Annotated in this window: 18 protein-coding genes; 7 read left to right on the top strand and 11 right to left on the bottom strand. The window is 64.2% G+C overall.

The window, feature by feature from the left end; translation table 11 throughout:
- Nucleotides 1-92: 92 nt before the first annotated feature.
- Complete coding sequence (cfaB, locus tag H0I86_RS31315; protein WP_180923330.1) at nt 93-1,280, top strand: C17 cyclopropane fatty acid synthase CfaB; 1,188 nt, start codon at nt 93-95, stop codon at nt 1,278-1,280.
- Between the two features lie 10 nt (nt 1,281-1,290).
- On the opposite strand, the gene cls is transcribed toward cfaB, so the two are convergent.
- Nucleotides 1,291-2,730 (bottom strand): cardiolipin synthase, encoded by a 1,440-nt coding sequence (gene cls / locus H0I86_RS31310; protein WP_180923329.1) that lies wholly within the window; start codon nt 2,728-2,730, stop codon nt 1,291-1,293.
- A gap of 230 nt (nt 2,731-2,960) precedes the next feature.
- Here cls and H0I86_RS31305 point away from each other — a divergent pair, with 230 nt between their 5' ends.
- Nucleotides 2,961-3,482, top strand: coding sequence for a DUF3617 domain-containing protein (locus H0I86_RS31305; protein ID WP_007927620.1), 522 nt, complete (start codon nt 2,961-2,963; stop codon nt 3,480-3,482).
- Between the two features lie 127 nt (nt 3,483-3,609).
- On the opposite strand, the gene thrS is transcribed toward H0I86_RS31305, so the two are convergent.
- The 8 genes from thrS to folE2 are packed head-to-tail and all read right to left on the bottom strand — an operon-like array spanning nt 3,610 to nt 11,204.
- On the bottom strand, nt 3,610-5,508 hold the full coding sequence (thrS, locus tag H0I86_RS31300) for a threonine--tRNA ligase (RefSeq protein WP_180923328.1): 1,899 nt from the start codon (nt 5,506-5,508) through the stop codon (nt 3,610-3,612).
- Between the two features lie 41 nt (nt 5,509-5,549).
- On the bottom strand, nt 5,550-6,887 hold the full coding sequence (locus tag H0I86_RS31295) for a dihydroorotase (protein WP_180923327.1): 1,338 nt from the start codon (nt 6,885-6,887) through the stop codon (nt 5,550-5,552).
- Between the two features lie 2 nt (nt 6,888-6,889).
- Complete coding sequence (locus H0I86_RS31290; protein WP_124335745.1) at nt 6,890-7,450, bottom strand: gamma carbonic anhydrase family protein; 561 nt, start codon at nt 7,448-7,450, stop codon at nt 6,890-6,892.
- Nucleotides 7,447-7,884, bottom strand: a complete 438-nt coding sequence (gene hisI / locus H0I86_RS31285) for a phosphoribosyl-AMP cyclohydrolase (RefSeq protein ID WP_180923326.1) — start codon at nt 7,882-7,884, stop codon at nt 7,447-7,449. Before hisI ends, H0I86_RS31290 begins: the two co-directional genes overlap by 4 nt.
- On the bottom strand, nt 7,881-8,765 hold the full coding sequence (locus H0I86_RS31280; protein WP_180923325.1) for a metal ABC transporter substrate-binding protein: 885 nt from the start codon (nt 8,763-8,765) through the stop codon (nt 7,881-7,883). The genes hisI and H0I86_RS31280 overlap by 4 nt, the downstream gene beginning before the upstream one ends.
- 11 nt (nt 8,766-8,776) lie before the next feature.
- Complete coding sequence (locus H0I86_RS31275) at nt 8,777-9,643, bottom strand: metal ABC transporter permease (RefSeq protein WP_009051646.1); 867 nt, start codon at nt 9,641-9,643, stop codon at nt 8,777-8,779.
- Nucleotides 9,643-10,311: a metal ABC transporter ATP-binding protein gene (locus tag H0I86_RS31270; RefSeq protein WP_180923324.1), complete on the bottom strand. Its 669-nt coding sequence runs from the start codon at nt 10,309-10,311 to the stop codon at nt 9,643-9,645. Before H0I86_RS31270 ends, H0I86_RS31275 begins: the two co-directional genes overlap by 1 nt.
- Nucleotides 10,308-11,204, bottom strand: a complete 897-nt coding sequence (gene folE2 / locus H0I86_RS31265) for a GTP cyclohydrolase FolE2 (RefSeq protein WP_180923323.1) — start codon at nt 11,202-11,204, stop codon at nt 10,308-10,310. The genes H0I86_RS31270 and folE2 overlap by 4 nt, the downstream gene beginning before the upstream one ends.
- Nucleotides 11,205-11,333: 129 nt before the next feature.
- On the opposite strand from folE2, the gene H0I86_RS31260 reads away from it, so the two are divergent.
- Complete coding sequence (locus H0I86_RS31260; protein WP_180923322.1) at nt 11,334-12,554, top strand: N-acetylmuramoyl-L-alanine amidase; 1,221 nt, start codon at nt 11,334-11,336, stop codon at nt 12,552-12,554.
- Between the two features lie 116 nt (nt 12,555-12,670).
- Here H0I86_RS31260 and H0I86_RS31255 read toward each other — a convergent pair whose 3' ends face one another.
- A complete protein-coding gene (locus H0I86_RS31255) occupies nt 12,671-13,051 on the bottom strand; it encodes a glutamine synthetase (RefSeq protein WP_180925941.1) in 381 nt (126 codons plus the stop codon).
- Between the two features lie 134 nt (nt 13,052-13,185).
- Between H0I86_RS31255 and dksA the strand changes: the two genes are divergently transcribed.
- The 4 genes from dksA to H0I86_RS31235 all read left to right on the top strand — a co-directional run bounded on the left by dksA (nt 13,186) and on the right by H0I86_RS31235 (nt 16,665).
- Nucleotides 13,186-13,590: an RNA polymerase-binding protein DksA gene (dksA, locus tag H0I86_RS31250; RefSeq protein WP_180925940.1), complete on the top strand. Its 405-nt coding sequence runs from the start codon at nt 13,186-13,188 to the stop codon at nt 13,588-13,590.
- A gap of 32 nt (nt 13,591-13,622) precedes the next feature.
- Nucleotides 13,623-14,831, top strand: a complete 1,209-nt coding sequence (gene zigA / locus H0I86_RS31245; protein ID WP_180923321.1) for a zinc metallochaperone GTPase ZigA — start codon at nt 13,623-13,625, stop codon at nt 14,829-14,831.
- Nucleotides 14,831-15,541 carry a DUF1826 domain-containing protein gene (locus H0I86_RS31240; protein ID WP_258019376.1) on the top strand — a complete coding sequence of 237 codons (711 nt, stop codon included), beginning with the start codon at nt 14,831-14,833 and terminating at the stop codon, nt 15,539-15,541. The genes zigA and H0I86_RS31240 overlap by 1 nt, the downstream gene beginning before the upstream one ends.
- Before the next feature lie 161 nt (nt 15,542-15,702).
- Entirely contained in the window at nt 15,703-16,665 is a 963-nt protein-coding gene (locus H0I86_RS31235; RefSeq protein ID WP_180923320.1) for a CobW family GTP-binding protein, read from the top strand.
- A gap of 147 nt (nt 16,666-16,812) precedes the next feature.
- Here the strand turns inward: H0I86_RS31235 and H0I86_RS31230 are convergent, their stop codons facing one another.
- Complete coding sequence (locus H0I86_RS31230) at nt 16,813-17,208, bottom strand: DUF3301 domain-containing protein (RefSeq protein WP_180923319.1); 396 nt, start codon at nt 17,206-17,208, stop codon at nt 16,813-16,815.
- Nucleotides 17,209-17,292: the final 84 nt, after the last annotated feature.

The raw sequence follows: 17,292 nt of genomic DNA, 5'->3' as shown, positions 1-17,292 counted from the left end.
CACTGATGAATTTCAGCTATCAGATCGATAGCCTGCTATTTTTTCAGTATGGTCTAACCTCACTCAGACGTCTGAAACAAGGGGGATAATCCATGCTCGCGCAACTTCCACCGGCCTTACAGAATCTGCAACTACCGCTACGCCTGCGACTCTGGGACGGCCATGAATTCAACCTGGGGCCGGCGCCCAGCGTCACCATTGTGGTCAAGGACCCGCAACTGGTCACCCAGCTCACCCATCCCACTCTCGACTCGCTGGGGGCGGCGTTCGTCGAGGGCAAGCTTGAGCTGGAAGGCTCGATCAGCGAAGTCATCCGGGTCTGCGACGAACTGAGCCAGGCACTGCTGGACGGCGAGGAACAAGCGCTGCCGGTACGCACCCTGCACGACAAGGCCACCGACGCGGCTGCCATCTCCTACCACTACGACCTTTCCAACGATTTCTACCAGCTGTGGCTCGACAGCGACATGGCCTATTCCTGTGCCTATTTCGAGACCGGCAGTGAAAGCCTGGAACAGGCCCAGCAAGCCAAATTCCGCCACCTGTGCCGCAAGTTGCGCTTGCAGCCCGGCGAATACCTGCTGGACGTCGGTTGTGGTTGGGGCGGGCTGGCGCGCTACGCGGCGCGGGAGTTCGGGGCCAAGGTATTCGGTATCACCCTGAGCAAGGAACAACTGGCGCTGGCCAGGGAGCGGGTGATCGCCGAAGGCTTGCAGGACCAGGTGGAACTGCAACTGCTGGACTATCGCGACCTGCCCCAGGACGGCCGCTTCGACAAGGTGGTGAGTGTCGGCATGTTCGAGCATGTGGGCCACGCCAACCTGGCGCAGTACTGCAAGACGCTGTTCGGCGCGGTGCGCGAAGGCGGCCTGGTGATGAACCATGGGATTACCGCCAAGCACACTGATGGACGTCCAGTGGGCCGTGGGGCCGGTGACTTCATCGAGAAGTATGTGTTCCCCAACGGCGAGCTGCCGCACCTGGCGATGATCTCGGCCGAGATCAGCGAAGCGGGGCTGGAGATCGTCGACGTGGAAAGCCTGCGCCTGCATTACGCCCGCACCCTGGACCACTGGAGCGAGCGCCTGGAAGACAATCTGGAAGCCGCCTCCCGGCTGGTGCCGGAGCAGGTCCTGCGCATCTGGCGCCTGTACCTGGCCGGCTGCGCCTATGCCTTCGCCCGCGGCTGGATCAACCTGCACCAGATTCTCGCGGTCAAGACTCACGCCGATGGCAGTCATGAACTGCCCTGGACTCGCGACGACTTGTATTACTCGTGAAACACCGGCTCTAGAGAATCGGTGAAATAAGCCGGGCCACCCGCATGCCAAGCTGTTGCAGGCGGTGGGTTTCCCGGCTTTCTTCTTTGGCGATCTCGCGCGAGCGCTCGAAGTCGAGGTTGAGCATCTGTTCCACCTCCCTGGCGAAGGCTCCGTCCACGGTCAGCAACATCACCTCGAAATTCAGGCGGAACGAGCGGTTGTCCAGGTTGGCGCTGCCGATCGCGCTGATTTCGCTGTCGATCAGCACCACTTTCTGGTGCAGGAAACCCGGCTGGTAACGGAACACCCGCACCCCGGCGCGTACCGCTTCGAAGGCGTACAGGCTGGACGCCGCGTAGACGATCCGGTGGTCCGCGCGCGACGGCAGCAGGATCCGCACATCCACCCCGCGCAGGGCGGCCAGGCGCAAGGCGGCGAACACCGCTTCGTCGGGGACGAAATAGGGGCTGGTGATCCATATCCGTTCGGTCGCCGCGTGGATGGCTTCGACGAAGAACAGCGAGCAGGTTTCGTATGGGTCCGCCGGGCCGCTGGCCAGTACCTGGCACAGCACGCCGTCGTCGGGGTAAGTGTCCGGCAGGATCAGCGGCGGCAGTTGCCGCGAGGCCCAGAACCAGTCTTCGGCGAAGGATTCCTGCAGACAGGCCACCACCGGGCCGCTGACCGAAACATGAGTGTCGCGCCAGGGCGCCAACGGTGGTTTTTTCCCCAGGTATTCATCGCCGACGTTATGCCCACCGACAAACCCCAGCAGGCCATCTACCACCACTATCTTGCGGTGGTTGCGGAAGTTGATCTGGAAGCGATTGAGCCAGCCGCTGCGGGTGGCGAAGGCATGTACCTGGATGCCGGCATCGCGCAGTGGCTGCACATAGGAATGGGGCAGGGAATGGCTGCCGATGCGGTCGTAGAGCAGGTGGATTGCCACGCCTTCGCTAGCCTTTTTCAACAGCAGGTTTTGCAGGCGTCGGCCAAGGTCGTCGTCGTGGATGATGAAGAACTGGATCAGCACTGCCGTGCGGGCGCGCTCGATGGCCTGGAAAATCGCGGCGAAGGTGGCCTCGCCGTTGACCAGCAGCTGTACATGGTTGCTGGCCAGGCAGGGCATGCGTCCCAGCTTGGGCATGGCCCGCAGCGAGGTGTAGGCGATTGAGGCGCGGGCGCTCAGGGCCTCTTCGACCCAGGGGCGCCAGTTCAGCTCGTTGATGGCCTTGCGCATCTCCAGGTTGGCCTGGCGCCGGGCCTTGATATAGGCATCGAAGGTGCTGCGGCCGAACACCAGATACGGGATCAGGGTCAGGTACGGCATGAACAACAGCGACAGGGCCCAGGCGATGGAGCCTTGGGCGGTCCTGACGGTCAACACGGCGTGGATGGCGGCGATCAGACCGAGAACATGCAGGGTGGCAATCAGATAGCCAAAAATATGTGGGCCAAAATAATCCATGGGGCAGCCTTGCTCCTGAAGATTCAATGCCTGGGGGCTGTACGAAAAGTGGCTGCGCGTTGGGTGCCTTCGGCGCTACGCAGGCCAGATGCGTTACGACCTTCGCTCGCCCGCTTTTCATGCAGACCTTAACAGACCATGTTCCACAACGATTGTCGCTAATTAATTCGCCATGCAACGCCGCTGCATTTTTGGCGTCTAACGGGCCACTACTGTCTAGGAGTCATTCGATGAAGCTTCGTCTACTGGGTTTGGCCATGGCTGCCGTTGTCTCGCTTCCGTTGGCCGCGCAGGCCCAGATGCTGCAACCGGGCCTGTGGGAACTGACCACCAGCAACATGAAAGTCGATGACCAGAGCCTGCCGGATCTGTCGTTGATTCTCGGTCAGTTGCAACAACAGCTGACCCCCGAGCAACGGGCACAGCTGGAGAAGCAGGGCGTGACCATGGGCGGTAAGGGCATCCGCGTGTGCCTGACGCCGGAGCAGGTGAAGTCCGACACCATTCCGCTGCAGGACCCGCAATCGGGCTGCCGCCAGGAGGTCACCGACCGTACTTCCAACCAGTGGAAATTCCGCTTCAGCTGCCCGAAAGCCCAGGGCTCGGGCGTGGCGAAATTCCTCAGCGATCGCGAGTTCACCACCAACGTCATCGGCACCTTCAATGCCACCGGCTTCCAGCAGAAGGGCAGCATGGACACCCGAGCGGTATGGCTGGGGCAGGATTGCGGGACTGTTAAACCAAGGGCTTAAAAGCATCGCGGGCAAGCCTCGCTCCTACCGGGCTGTGGGCCGTTCATGAAAGGTATGAACGATGCACGGATGTGTAGGAGCGAACGGGCGGCTATCCGACTTGCCTGCGTCCGCCCAGGCGCTGTCGCTACAACGCCGAGCGCATCTGCTCGGCCACCTCGCTCACTGGCCACCGCCCCAGATCCTCGCCATGGCGGCTGCGCAAACTGACGAATCCCCCGTCCTTTTCCTTCTCGCCCACCACCAGCAGGTACGGCACCTTTTGTAGGCTGTGTTCGCGGATCTTGTAGCTGATCTTCTCGTTGCGCAGGTCGGCGCCGATCCGCAAACCCTGGCGCTGCAGGGTGTCGGCCACCGAGCGGGCGTAGTCCGCCTGGCCTTCGCTGATGGTGATCACCACCGCCTGCCGTGGCGCCAGCCAGCACGGCAGGGCGCCGCTGTAATGCTCGATGAGAATGCCGATAAAACGTTCCAGGGAACCGAACAGCGCACGATGCAGCATCACCGGGCGTTGACGTTCGCCGTGCTCGTCGATGTAGCTGATATCGAAACGTTCCGGCAGGTTGAGGTCGACCTGCAGGGTGCCGCATTGCCAGTCGCGGCCGATGGCATCGCGTAGCACGAACTCCAGTTTCGGGCCGTAGAACGCGCCTTCGCCGGGGTTGATCCGGTAGTCGATCGCCATGGTTTCCAGGGCGCCGGACAAGGCGCCTTCCAGCTGGTCCCACACTGCGTCGCTGCCGATGCGATGGGCTGGCCGGGTGGAGAGCTTGACCGCGACCTCGTGGAAGCCGAAGTCGCGATAGATGTCGAACACCAGGGCGATGGTGCTCTCGCATTCCGCCTGCATTTGCGCCGGGGTGCAGAAGATGTGCGCGTCGTCCTGGGTGAAGTGGCGCACTCGCAGCAACCCGTGCAACGCACCGGAGGGTTCGTAGCGATGCACCTTGCCGAACTCGGCGATGCGCAGCGGCAGGTCGCGGTAGCTTTTCAGGCCACGGCTGAAGATCGACACCGCGCCGGGGCAGTTCATCGGCTTGAGGGCGAACATCCGCTGGTCCTCGGTGGTGGTGCTGAACATGTGGTCGCGATAGTTCTGCCAGTGCCCGGAGGTTTCCCAGAGGTTGCGGTCCATCACGTCCGGGGTATTCACTTCCTGATAACCGGCCTGATCCTGGCGCTGGCGCATGTAGCCGATCAGTTGCTGGAACAGGGTCCAGCCCTTGGCGTGCCAGAACACCGAGCCCGGCGCGCAGTCGTCGAAATGGAACAGGTCCAGTTGCTGCCCAAGCTTGCGATGGTCGCGCTTGCCGGCTTCTTCCAGGCGGGTCAGGTAATCCTTGAGGTCTTTCGGCGTAGCCCAGCAAGTGCCGTAGATCCGTTGCAGCGGCGCGTTCTTGGCATCGCCGCGCCAGTAGGCGCCGGCGACCTTGGTCAGCTTGAACGCCTGCAAGATTCCAGTGAACGGCACGTGTGGGCCCCGGCACAGGTCTTCGAAATCGCCCTGGCGGTACAGCGACAGTACCTGGTCTTGCGGGATGTCGCGGATCAGTTCGGCCTTGTAGTGCTCGCCGAGGTTGCCGAAGTATTCAAGGGCGTCGTCACGGGACAGCTCGCGTCGGCGCACCGCATGGTTGGTCGCGGCCAGCCGGATCATGCGCGCTTCGATGCGCTCCAGGTCGTCGGGGGTGAAGGGCCGTTCGTAGGCAAAGTCGTAAAAGAAGCCGTCCTCGATCACCGGGCCGATGGTGACCTGGGCCGAGGGGTACAACTCCTTCACCGCCATGGCCAGCAGATGCGCGCAGGAGTGGCGCAGGATCTCCAGGCCCTCGGGCTCGCGAGCGGTGACGATGCTGACCCGGGCATCGCCTTCGAGCACAAAGGAGCAATCCAACAGTTGATCGTTCACCCGGCCGGCGACGGCCGCCCTGGCCAGGCCGAGGCCGATGCTCGCGGCCACCTCGTATACGGAAAGCGGCTGGTCGTACTCGCGTTGCGAGCCGTCGGGCAGGGTGATGTGAATCATCGGGTGTTCCTTGGTGTTTCAGGGGGATTCGGGGAAAGGGCTCAGCGGGTAAAACGCAGCGGCAAACCCTGGCAGTTGTCGTACAGGTGCCCGGCGTGCCAGGCCAGTTGTCCCGACACCAGGGAGGTAGCAACGCTGTGCCGGAAATGCCGTTCGGCGAAGGGCGTCCAGCCGCACTGGGCGAGGATCGGCTGCCGGGCCACGGCGATGCCTTCGGGCTCGGGCCTGATCAGCACCAGGTCGGCCCAGTACCCCTCGCGCAGGTAGCCACGGTCGGGAATGGCGAACAGGTCGGCGACCCGGTGGCTGGTTTTCTCCACCAGGGTGGTGATGGGCAGCACGCCGTCGGCCACCAGCTCCAGCAGGGCGGGCAGGGCGTGTTGCACCAGCGGCAGCCCGGCGGGCGCCTGTCGGTAGGGCAGTTGCTTTTGCGCCCAGGTATGTGGCGCGTGATCGCTGCCGATCACATCCAGGCGGTTACCGAGCAGGGCCTGGCGCAGGGCGTCGCGGTCGGCGCGGGTCTTGATCGCCGGGTTGCACTTGATCAGGTGCCCGAGGCGCGCGTAGTCACGGTCGTCGAACAGCAAATGGTGCAGGCAGACTTCGGCGGTGATGCGCTTTTGCGCCAGCGGCTTGTCTTCGAACAGTGCAAGTTCGCGGGCGGTGGTCAGGTGCAAGACATGCAGGCGAGTGCCGTGACGCCTGGCCAGATCCACGGCCAGCGACGAGGAGCGGTAGCAGGCTTCGGCATCGCGGATCAGGGGGTGGGCCACGGCGGGAATCGCTTCGCCGAAACGTTCCCGCATGCGCTGCTCGTTGGCCTGGATGCTGGGCGTGTGTTCGCAGTGCGCCAGGAGAATGGTCGGCACCTCGGCGAACAGCCGCTCCAGGATCTGCGGATCGTCCACCAGCATGTTGCCGGTGGAGGCGCCCATGAACACTTTGACCCCGGCCACCAGGCACGGGTCGAGGGCGGCGACGGTGTCGAGGTTGTCGCGGCTGACGCCGAAGTGAAAGCCGTAGTTGGCCACCGAGTGGATGGCCGCGCGGCGTTTCTTGTCCTCCAGCGCGGCCAGGGTCAGGGTCGCAGGCTGGGTGTTGGGCATGTCCATGAAACTGGTGATGCCACCCGCCACGGCCGCGCGCGACTCGCTGTAGAAGCTGCCTTTCTCCGGCGCGCCGGGATCGCGGAAATGCACCTGGTCGTCGATCATGCCCGGCACCAGCCACTGGCCCTGGGCATCGATCTCGGTGCGGGCATTCCCGCCTTCGATGCTGCTGGCGATCTTCACGATGCGCCCATGGTCCACCAGCAGGTCGGCGTCGAACTCGTGTCCTTCATTGACCAGCCGGGCGTTGCGAATCAGCACGCTGCTCATGTTCAGAACTCGTTCTGCAGGGCTTTGTAACCGCGCACCAGATCGACATTGGTGCGCGCCACGTCTTCGGAAAACTCCGAGGCGCTGACGCTGACCGGCGGGAACTGCGAGAGGTCGGTATTGGGCCCGATGCGGGTGGTGGAGGGCACGTAGAAGCCTTGCGGCAGGTCGCGGCCATCGACCACCGAGTTGTGCCGCACCACGCTGCCGTTGCCGACCGCGCAGTTGAACAGCACGCTGTTGAAGCCGATGAATACCCGGTCGCCGACCGTGCACGGGCCATGGACGATGGAGCGGTGGGCGATGGAGGTGAACTCGCCGATGGTCACCGCCGCGCCGGATTTGGAGTGGATCACCACGCCGTCCTGGATGTTCGAATTGGCGCCGATGACGATCGGGTCCATGGCGCCGTGTTCGTTGACTTCGTCGGCGCGGATCACCGCGTAGGGGCCGACGAAGACGTTCTCGCCGATCACCACCTTGCCGCAGATGATGGCGGTCTTGTCGACGTAGGCCGACTCGGCGATGACCGGCAGATCGCCGGAAGGGTTCTTGCGAATCATGCTGGGGTTTCCTGTAGCGGTGCGCTGATGACCTGCACCGCGCCGTCGCGAATGGCGTTGTAAAAACAGTTGGGGCGCCCGGTGTGGCAGGCCGGGCCTTGCTGATCCACCAGCAGCAGGACGGCGTCGCCGTCGCAGTCCAGGCGTGCTTCGAGCAGACGCTGGCGATGCCCCGAGCTTTCGCCCTTGCGCCACAGCTGCAGGCGCGAGCGCGACCAGTAGCAGACCTGCCCGCTGGCCAGGGTCTCGGCCAGCGCCCTGCGATTCATCCAGGCCAGCATCAGCACGTCGCCGCTGTCGTGCTGCTGGGCGATGGCGGCGATCAGGCCGTCGGCATTCCATGGCAGGGCATCGAGCACGCCGGTGAGCGGCCAACGGCTGCCCAGGGGCGCGCTTTCCAGGTCGAGCATCGACAGTGGAGGGCGCTTGTTCATGGCTGGCTCAGGGCGTCGTACAGGGTGTTCAGGTTGTATTCGAACAACCCGGTGAACGTGCTGGCCGGCCCCTTGGCGGCGAGGGCGTCGGAGTACAGGGTGCCGCCGATGTGGGCGCCGCTTTCGTCGGCAATCTGCTTGAGCAGGCGTGCGTCCTTGATGTTCTCCATGAACACCGCCTTGACCTTGGCGTTGCGGATCTGGGTGATCAGAGCGGCGACTTCGGCAGCCGAGGGTTCGCGCTCGGTGGACAGACCCTGTGGGGCCATGAAGTCGATGCCGTAGGCCTGCCCCAGGTAACCGAAGGCGTCGTGGGAGGTGACGATCTTGCGGTTGCCCGGCGGCAGCGCGCCGAACTTGGCCTTGGCCTCGGCCAACAGCGCGTAGATCCGTTTCAGGTAGGCCTGGCTGTTGCGTTCGTAGTCGGCCTTGTTCGCCGGGTCGGCGGCCACCAGCGCCCTGGTGATGTTGCTCACATAGAGCTCGGCGTTCGCCAGGTTGTGCCAGGCGTGAGGGTCGGGAATGGTCTCGCCGTCCTCATCCAGCGAACGTGGGATCACCCCGCGACTGGCAGTGATCACCGGAGCCTGGGTGGCGGTACTGGCCACCAGGCGATCCAGCCAGGGCTCGAAACCCAGGCCGTTCTTGATGATCAGCCGGGCCTTGAGCAGTGCCTTGGCATCGTCCGGCGTCGGTTCGTAGGTGTGGGCGTCGGCGTCCGGGCCGACCATGTCGGTGATCCGGATGTGCTCGCCGCCGACCTGTCGAGTGATGTCGGCGAGAATGCTGAAGCTGGTGACCACTGCGAGTTTGTCCGCCGCCTGGGCGGGCGACAGCGACAACGGCAGCAACAGACTGAAGAGCACGAGTAGGGCGCGCATCGGGGAACACCTCATGGGGATGTGAGCAAAGGCGGGCGGCGCAGCAGACCGTGCACCGGACCGAACACCACGGACAGCAGATACAGGCCGCCAGCCACCAGGACGATGGCCGGGCCGCTGGGTAGCGAGTAGTGGAACGACAGCAACAGGCCGAGCCATACCGAGAGGCAGCCGAGCAGCGCGGCAATGCCGATCAGCACCGGCAGGCGGCGACTCCAGAAGCGTGAGGCGGCGGCCGGCAGCATCATCAGGCCGACCACCATCAAGGCGCCGATGGCCTGGAAACCGATCACCAGGTTCAGCACCACCAGGGTCAGGAACAGGCCATGGGCGAGGGGGCCGAGGCGGCTGACGCTGTTGAGGAACAGCGGGTCGAGGGTGTCCAGCAGCAACGCTTTGTAGATCAGCGCCATGGCCACCAGGCTGAACCCGGAGACCCAGAGCATGCCGTCGAGGGTCGGCCCATCCACCGCCAGGGCCGAGCCGAACAGCAGGTGCAGCAGGTCCAGGCGCTTGCCGGCGAGGCCGAGAATCAGCACGCCGCTGGCCAGGGAAATCGGGTAGATCGCGGCCAGGCTGGCGTCTTCGCGCAAACCGGTGCGCCGGGTAATCCAGGCGGCCAGCCCGGCCATGCCCAGGCCGGCACCGAGGCCGCCGAAGGTCAGCGCCGGCAGGCTCAACCCGGCGAACCAGAAGCCCAGCGCCGCGCCGGGAAGAATGCCATGGGCCACGGCGTCGCCGATCAGGCTCATGCGCCGCAGGATCAGAAACACCCCCAGCGGCGCGGTGCTGCACGCCAGCACCAGGCCGCCGAGCAACGCCCGGCGCATGAACACGAATTCGTGGAAGGGTTGCCAGAGCTGGGCGGCGGCGAGCATCAGGCCACCTGCATCCGCAGGGGCTGGACGATCAGTTCCTCGCTGCTGCCGAACAGGCATCCGCTGGCTTTGATCACCAGGGTCTGGGGGGTGTGTTGGCGCACGGCGGCGAGGTCATGGCAGACCACGATTTGCGTGCGGCCTTGCTGCTGCCAGCTGTGGATGTGTTTCCACAACAGGGCCTGGCCCAGTTCGTCCAGGGCGGCGTGGGGTTCGTCCAGCAGCAACAGCGGGGCATCGGCGAGGCTCAGGCGGGCGAGCAGGGCGCGTTGCAATTCGCCACCGGACAGGGCCATCAACGGGCGTTGTTCCAGGCCGCTCAGGCACCAGTCTTCGAGCACCCGCTGCAGGCGTTCGGCACGTTGTTGCGAGCTTTGCCGATCGCCCCAGAAGCCGGCGGCTACCAGCTCTTGCAGCGTGATGGGGAACTGCCGGTCGAGGTATTGCTGCTGCGGCAGAAAGGACAGGCCGCCACGGCGGGGAACCTGCAACCTGACTTTCCCGGCCAAGGGTTTTTGCAGGCCGGCGATGACCTTCAGCAGGCTGCTTTTGCCCGAGCCGTTGGCACCGATGATGGCGGTCAGGCTGCCGGGCTTCAGCTCGAGGTCGAGCGCTGGCGTCAGCGGTTGGCCGGGCGCGCCCCAATGCAGCGATTGCAGGACGATCATGCGGCCTCCCAGTTCCAGCGGCTTTCCGCTACCGCGTCGTGGGCGTGCAGGCTTTCGGCGTGAACCACGCGCACCTGGAAGGCGCGGATGCCGGGCGAGCGTTGCAAGGCGAGGTTCAGGCGGCGCGCGGCGTCTTCGCAGAACATCAGGTTTTGCCCATTGGCCAGGGCAAAGGCTTGTTCGTCGGCGCGTTTCACCGCGGTTTGCACGGCGGTACCGAGGGCGGCCTCGGCGTCGTTGATCGCTGCCATCAGCGGTAACTCATCGAGAAAATCGTCCAGGCGCAACTGCAATTGCGCGCTGCTGCGCTGGCTGTGAGGGGTGGCGACTATGCCTTTCGATGAGCCGAGCCAGGCCAGGATGTCTTCGTGCTGTAGCTGCCGGTTGGCGAAGTCATCGATGAATTGCTGCTGAATCAGCTGCCTGGAAAGCGCGGCGGAACAGGGGCAGGTAGAGGAATAAGGCACCTCGATTTTTAGTTCCACGTGGAACATTGCGTTTTTCAGACGTGCTTCGATGCTCACCGGATAGGTTTTCCAGCCGGCCAATGGGCTGATCAAGGCCGGGCGTTTCAGCAGCAGATCGGTATGAATTCGCAGGTAGGCGTTGCTGGACAGACCGTCGTGGCTGTCGAGAAAACGTTGCAGTACCTGGCGCATCAGGCGCGGGGTGAGGTTTTCCTGTTCGAGCATTTCCAGTGCCAGATACAGGCGCGACATATGAATGCCGCGTGCTTCGCCATCGTCGAGGCTGACGCCGGCATCCGCTTTTGCGCCAATCCGCTGGCCATCAAACAACACAGGTAAGGCAATGCCACACATGCCCACCCACTCAAGGGGCAGGGCCTGGCGTGCGGCCTGCGCGGCGATATCCGGCAGAGTCAGCGCATTCATGAGCAGGTCCATCGTTGGAAACAATTCGCCATGTTATATTATAACAGTGCGGTCGATGAAACCTTTTCCTGAACGTTTTTTCACCAAGCCTTATCGAGCACGGATGCTCCTCAATCTGCGGTGTAAGTCATGCACAGACGTCAGTTGCTCAACCTGCTGTTGGCCAGCGCGGCCTTGGTTCTGCCTTTGGGGGTATCCGCCACCCAGATTCGCAACCTGCGGTTATGGAACTCAGCCGACAAGCTGCGCCTGGTGCTCGATCTGAGTGGGCCGGTGCAATACAAGACCTTCACTCTCAGCGCGCCCGAACGGCTGATCATCGACCTCAGCGGCGCGCAGCTCAGTGGCGATTTCAGCCAGTTGGCCCTGGCCAACACGCCGATTCGCTCGATCCGTTCCGGGCACTTTGGCCAGGGCGATACGCGGATAGTCCTCGACCTGTCCGAACCGCAGCGGCTCGACAGCTTTTTGCTGCCGCCCCAGGACGGCCAGGGCCACCGGTTGGTGCTTGACCTGAGCAACGCCAGCCGTGTTCCACAGCAGATCGCAGCGGTCACCGCCCCGGCTTTGCCGCGTGAAACACCGGCGGACCGGGCGCATCCCAAGCGCGACATCATCGTCGTGGTCGACCCGGGCCACGGCGGCAAGGACCCGGGGGCGGTCGGCGCCCGGGGCGAGCGGGAGAAGGATGTGGTGCTGTCGATCGCCCAGCTGCTGGCCAAGCGGCTGAAGCGTGAGAAGGGCTTCGATGTGAAGCTGGTGCGCAACGACGATTTCTTCGTGCCGCTGCGCAAGCGGGTGGAGATCGCCCGCAAGCACAAGGCCGACATGTTTATCTCGGTGCACGCCGATGCGGCGCCGCGCCTGACGGCGTCCGGGGCCTCGGTGTATGCGTTGTCGGAAGGTGGCGCCACCTCGGCCACGGCGCGCTTCATGGCGCAGCGGGAGAACGGCGCCGACCTGCTGGGCGCCACCAGCCTGCTCAATCTGAAAGACAAGGACCCGATGCTCGCCGGGGTGATTCTCGACATGTCGATGAACGCGACCATCGCCGCCAGCCTGCAGTTGGGCAGCACCGTGTTGGGCAGCCTGGCGGACATCACCACCCTGCATCAGAAGCGCGTGGAACAGGCCGGTTTCGCGGTGCTCAAGTCCCCCGACGTGCCTTCGATCCTGGTGGAGACCGGCTTCATTTCCAACCGCCGCGACAGCCAGCGCCTGGTGACCGCGCGGCACCAGCAGGCGATTGCCGACGGGTTGTTCGCGGGCTTGCAGAGCTACTTCCAGAAGAACCCGCCGGTGAACAGCTACATGGCCTGGTTGCAGGAGCAGAAAAAAGCCCAGGTCTGACGCCGCCCAGGCTTCTGTAGGAGCACAGCTTGCATGCGATGAAGACGCTGCGGTGCATCAGCTATACCGCGCAAGCGTTCATCGCGGGTAAGCCTCGCTCCTACAAAATGCTCTGCTCAACAGCCAGTGATCCGGCTGCAAGTGAACTTGCCGCTGCTGCCACCGGAACTGGAAAAACGGTTGCGGGTGGTCCAGCCGACGCGTTGGCTGTAGCCGACCCAGGCTTCGCCGTCGGAGGCCAGTCCGGTAAAGAAAGTCAGTTGACCGTAGCGGCTGTTGGTCTGCGCCCAATAACGTTTGCCGGCGACCTCGTACCCCCGCAGATAGGTGGTGCTACCCGCGGTCGCGACGCTGTAGGCGTTGCCTTCGGCATCCACGCAGGCCAGCAGGTTGGCGCTGCGGGTGCAGGTGGCCAGGGCGCTGGGTACTTGCGCGTTGGCAGTGCCCACGACCAGCAAGGAGAGGCCCAGCAGCGTGTATTTCAGGGCATTGCGCATCGGCGTTCTCGGCAAGGGGTGCTCAAGCATCCCGCCCTTCGTCGCGGGCGGCAAGAGAGGGTTGGCTTATTTGTATTGTTATACTATAACATTAAATAAAACCTGATCCGTGACCCACCATGACTGAACGCCCGATGACCGAAGCGCAACTTCTCGCCCAACCCGAGGCGCACTACATGAACGACGTCCAGCAGGACTATTTCCGTGATCTGCTGCTGGCCCAGCGCGTCGAGCTGCAAGAGCGCATCGACGGTGAATTCGAGGTACTGCGCGAGCAGGAACCCCATAGTGACCCCGCCGATATCGGCAGCGCCGAGGAACAACGTCAGTGGCAATTGCGCCTGCTGGAGCGGGAAAAGAAGCTGCTGGACAAGATCGACGAAGCCCTGGAGCGCCTGGCCCGCGGCGAGTACGGCTGGTGTCGCGAAACCGGCGAGCCCATTGGCCTCAGGCGCCTGCTGCTGCGGCCCACCGCCACCCTGTGTATCGAAGCCAAAGAACGCCAAGAGCTGCGCGAACGCCACCAACGGGCGATCTGACCCAGCCACCCAGCCCCCGATGAGGACCCCCGATGACCGACCGTCTCCCCGTTACCGTGCTGTCCGGCTTTCTCGGCGCCGGCAAAAGCACGCTGCTCAACTACGTCCTGCGCAACCGCGACAACCTGCGGGTGGCGGTAATCGTCAACGACATGAGCGAAATCAACATCGACGGCAGCGAAGTACAGCGCGATGTCAGCCTCAACCGCGCCGAAGAAAAACTGGTCGAAATGAGCAACGGCTGCATCTGCTGCACCCTGCGTGAAGACCTGCTGGAAGAGGTCGGCAAGCTGGCCAGGGACGGGCGTTTCGATTACCTGTTGATCGAATCCACCGGCATTTCCGAGCCGCTGCCGGTGGCCGAGACCTTTACCTTTCGCGACGAGGCGGGGCAGAGCCTGGCCGACATCGCGCGGCTGGACACCATGGTCACGGTGGTCGACGGCATGAACTTCCTGCTCGATTACCAGGCCGCGGAAAGCCTGGCGTCCCGTGGCGAAACCCTGGGTGAGGAGGACGAGCGTTCGATCACCGACCTTTTGATCGAGCAGATCGAGTTCGCCGACGTGATCCTGATCAGCAAGATCGACCTGATCGGCAGCGACGAGCGCCAGGAGCTGATCGCCATCCTCGAACGCCTCAATTCCCAGGCGGAAATCATCCCCATGGTGATGGGCGAAGTGCCGTTGGCGAAGATCCTCAACACCGGCCGTTTCGACTTCGAGCGGGCCGCCCAGGCGCCGGGCTGGTTGCAGGAACTGCGCGGCGAGCACATGCCGGAAACCGAGGAGTACGGCATCGCCTCCAGCGCCTACCGGGCGCGGCGGCCGTTCCATCCGCAGCGCTTTTTCGACTTCATCAACCGCCCCTGGATCAACGGCAAGCTGTTGCGTTCCAAGGGCTTTTTCTGGCTCGCCAGCAAGCATCAGGAGGCGGGCAGCTGGTCTCAGGCTGGCGGTCTGATGCGTCATGGTTTCGCCGGGCGCTGGTGGCGTTTCGTGCCGAAGCAGCACTGGCCGCAGGACGCGGAAAGCACCGCGGCGATCATGCAGAACTGGACCGCTGCCACCGGCGACTGCCGCCAGGAACTGGTGTTCATCGGCCAGAACATCGACTTCGCCCGGCTCACCGCCGAACTCGACGACTGCCTGCTGACTGACGACGAAATGGCCCTGGGCGTGGAGGGCTGGCGCCTGATGCGCGACCCGTTCGGCCCCTGGCATGAAGAGGCTGCGGCTTGATGTCTTACCTATCCCTGAGCCCTGTGAAAGTAACCGGTCGACGCTCGATTGCGGGGGCAGAAGTCTTGCGGCCAACCCTGCAAAAGCCGACACGCCGCCAGGTCTCCGGCCCGGCCCCCATCGTCCTCGCCGAGGTGCTGGACGATGAGGTCAACCTGGCCCTGTGGCGGCGCCAGTTGCCGGCGCATATCGCCGATTTCGGCGCCTTGCTGCTGTCGCTGAACGAACCGCTGGCCGAGTCGCTGTCGCTGGAACTCGACAGTGAGGATGCCGAGCCGAACCTGCGCGGCCTGGCCTCCGGCTTCAGCGATCTGCAGGGATACGACGGCTTTATCGCCGATGTCGCCTGGCTGGTCAGCGCCTTTGCCTGCCTGCTGGGCGCCAAGCGCGTCGGCCTGCGCCTGCGGGTGCTGGATAAGGCCATGTGCCCGCGTTTTCATGTCGACCATGTGCCGGTACGGCTGATCACCACTTATGCCGGTGTTGGCAGCCAATGGCTGTGCGAGGGCGCGATGGACCGCCGGCAACTGGGCCAGGCCGAGGCCGAACCCACGGATGCCGCGCTGATCCAGCAGATCGCCAGCGGCGAGGTGGCCCTGTTCAAAGGTGAGAAATGGTTGGGCAACGAGGGCTTTGGCCTGATCCACCGCTCACCGCAACCGGCTCCCGGCGAACGCCGGCTGATCCTCACCCTGGACTGGCTCGGCTGATCCTGTAGCCGCTGCCGCAGGCTGCGATAAGGCGCGCAACGCCTTTCGACGTCCTCAAGGGCACCTTCGCTTCGCTGCCGATTGCAGTCTGCGGCTACGGGAATTTCGTTGCCGCGGGTTAGCGCGTAGGATCAATCACCTTCTTTCCGAGCGCTCCACCCATGCTGCACAACATCCCCACCCACGTCATCGCCGGCCCCCTCGGCGCGGGCAAGACCAGCCTGATCCAGCACCTGTTGGCACAGCGCCCGGCCAATGAGCGCTGGGCGGTGCTGATCAACGAGTTCGGCCAGATCGGCCTGGACGCGGCGCTGCTGACCCGGGACGAGGACGGTATCGCCCTGGGCGAGGTGGCCGGCGGCTGCCTGTGCTGTGTCAACGGCGCGCCGTTCCAGGTGGGCCTGGGGCGCCTGTTGCGCAAGGCCCGGCCCGACCGCCTGTTTATCGAACCTTCCGGCCTGGGGCACCCCGCGCAGCTGCTCCAGCAATTGCGCGAGGCGCCCTGGCAAAAGGTCCTGGCCGTGCAACCTTGTGTACTGGTACTCGATGCCCAGGCATTGGCGGCCGGCAAGCCGCTGCCGCGGGCCCAACAGGAGGCGCTGTCCAGCGCTGGTCTATTGCTGCTGAACAAGGAGGAGGGGCTCGATGGGGGGCAGCGTCAGGGCATTCTCGAGCAGTTGCCGGCTTGTCCGGTGTTCTGGACCACTCGCGGGACCTTGCCGCTGGATCGTTTGCCGGGCGCGGACGTTCAGGCGGGGGCGGCTGTAGAGGCTTTCGAAGTCCCCAAGGGATTGGCGCAGCTGCCGGCGATCTGGACCGATCCGGCCCAACCCATCTGCCTGAGCCAGGCCCAGGAGGGCGGCTGGAGCATCGGGTGGCGTTGGCACCCGAGCCGGGTGTTCGATGTTCGGCATGTAGAGCAATGGTTGGCGAGCCTCGACTGGCGTCGGGCCAAGCTGGTGGTCCACGGTGCCGATGGCTGGGTCTCGGGCAACGCCCTGGATAACGCCGCGCCACACTGGCAAGCCAGCGAATGGCGCCGCGATTCACGTATCGAGCTGATCTTCAGCGAGGCGCAAGACGTGGCCGCCCTGCAAAAATCCCTGGCCGAGTGCTGCCGGTAATCCAATCTGATGCATCTGTAGGAGCGAGGCTTACCCGCGAAGAATGTCAACGATGACGCGGAGTAGCGGATAGACCGCCGCTTCGCGGCTATCGCGAGCAATCGAGCGTCGACCGACCGCTCCTACAGAAGCAATGGCGCGCTGAGCTTACTTGCTGCGCTCTTCACGCCACTGGCTCAGCTCGATCACCTCGGCGCTGCGTGTCGGCACGGGTGGGGGTGCTGGCGTTGCAATCGGGTAGGGCGCCAGCTCGATCTGCGCGCTGTGGGCGCCGAACTGGGTGATGGTCCCCGCATGGCGGGTTTCGCCGGTGACGGTGAATTCGAAGTTGTAGATCCGGGCCAGGCGCCGACGACCCCTGGCGTCCCTGACGAAACCGATGCGTTTCAATGCCACGTTGCCGTCCAGCAGCTCGATATCGAGCCGTGCGCAGTGCTGCTTGACCCTTTCCAGCGCCCGCTCGCGCAGGCCGTGGTTGTGCCATAGCCAGGCGGCGCCGGTCGCCAGCAGCATCAGCACGAAAATGTTTCCAAGGGTCAGCATGAGGTGCGCTCCAACGAAGTTGCACCAGCTTAACTGCGTCTTCGGTCTGTCGTACAGGTTGGGTTTAGTCGCATACTGCGCGGC

Source organism: Pseudomonas chlororaphis subsp. aurantiaca (assembly GCF_013466605.1).
In the GTDB taxonomy this organism is placed as follows: Bacteria; Pseudomonadota; Gammaproteobacteria; order Pseudomonadales; family Pseudomonadaceae; genus Aquipseudomonas; species Aquipseudomonas chlororaphis_I.
This window is presented reverse-complemented; position numbering and strand designations above follow the sequence as displayed.

Bases quoted from the DNA above. Each gene is read 5' to 3' on its own strand.
- cfaB (WP_180923330.1), top strand. From the start codon at position 93: ATGCTCGCGCAACTTCCACCGGCCTTACAGAATCTGCAACTACCGCTA.
- cls (WP_180923329.1), bottom strand. From the start codon at position 2,730: ATGGATTATTTTGGCCCACATATTTTTGGCTATCTGATTGCCACCCTG.
- H0I86_RS31305 (WP_007927620.1), top strand. From the start codon at position 2,961: ATGAAGCTTCGTCTACTGGGTTTGGCCATGGCTGCCGTTGTCTCGCTT.
- thrS (WP_180923328.1), bottom strand. From the start codon at position 5,508: ATGATTCACATCACCCTGCCCGACGGCTCGCAACGCGAGTACGACCAG.
- H0I86_RS31295 (WP_180923327.1), bottom strand. From the start codon at position 6,887: ATGAGCAGCGTGCTGATTCGCAACGCCCGGCTGGTCAATGAAGGACAC.
- H0I86_RS31290 (WP_124335745.1), bottom strand. From the start codon at position 7,450: ATGATTCGCAAGAACCCTTCCGGCGATCTGCCGGTCATCGCCGAGTCG.
- hisI (WP_180923326.1), bottom strand. From the start codon at position 7,884: ATGAACAAGCGCCCTCCACTGTCGATGCTCGACCTGGAAAGCGCGCCC.
- H0I86_RS31280 (WP_180923325.1), bottom strand. From the start codon at position 8,765: ATGCGCGCCCTACTCGTGCTCTTCAGTCTGTTGCTGCCGTTGTCGCTG.
- H0I86_RS31275 (WP_009051646.1), bottom strand. From the start codon at position 9,643: ATGCTCGCCGCCGCCCAGCTCTGGCAACCCTTCCACGAATTCGTGTTC.
- H0I86_RS31270 (WP_180923324.1), bottom strand. From the start codon at position 10,311: ATGATCGTCCTGCAATCGCTGCATTGGGGCGCGCCCGGCCAACCGCTG.
- folE2 (WP_180923323.1), bottom strand. From the start codon at position 11,204: ATGAATGCGCTGACTCTGCCGGATATCGCCGCGCAGGCCGCACGCCAG.
- H0I86_RS31260 (WP_180923322.1), top strand. From the start codon at position 11,334: ATGCACAGACGTCAGTTGCTCAACCTGCTGTTGGCCAGCGCGGCCTTG.
- H0I86_RS31255 (WP_180925941.1), bottom strand. From the start codon at position 13,051: ATGCGCAATGCCCTGAAATACACGCTGCTGGGCCTCTCCTTGCTGGTC.
- dksA (WP_180925940.1), top strand. From the start codon at position 13,186: ATGACCGAAGCGCAACTTCTCGCCCAACCCGAGGCGCACTACATGAAC.
- zigA (WP_180923321.1), top strand. From the start codon at position 13,623: ATGACCGACCGTCTCCCCGTTACCGTGCTGTCCGGCTTTCTCGGCGCC.
- H0I86_RS31240 (WP_258019376.1), top strand. From the start codon at position 14,831: ATGTCTTACCTATCCCTGAGCCCTGTGAAAGTAACCGGTCGACGCTCG.
- H0I86_RS31235 (WP_180923320.1), top strand. From the start codon at position 15,703: ATGCTGCACAACATCCCCACCCACGTCATCGCCGGCCCCCTCGGCGCG.
- H0I86_RS31230 (WP_180923319.1), bottom strand. From the start codon at position 17,208: ATGCTGACCCTTGGAAACATTTTCGTGCTGATGCTGCTGGCGACCGGC.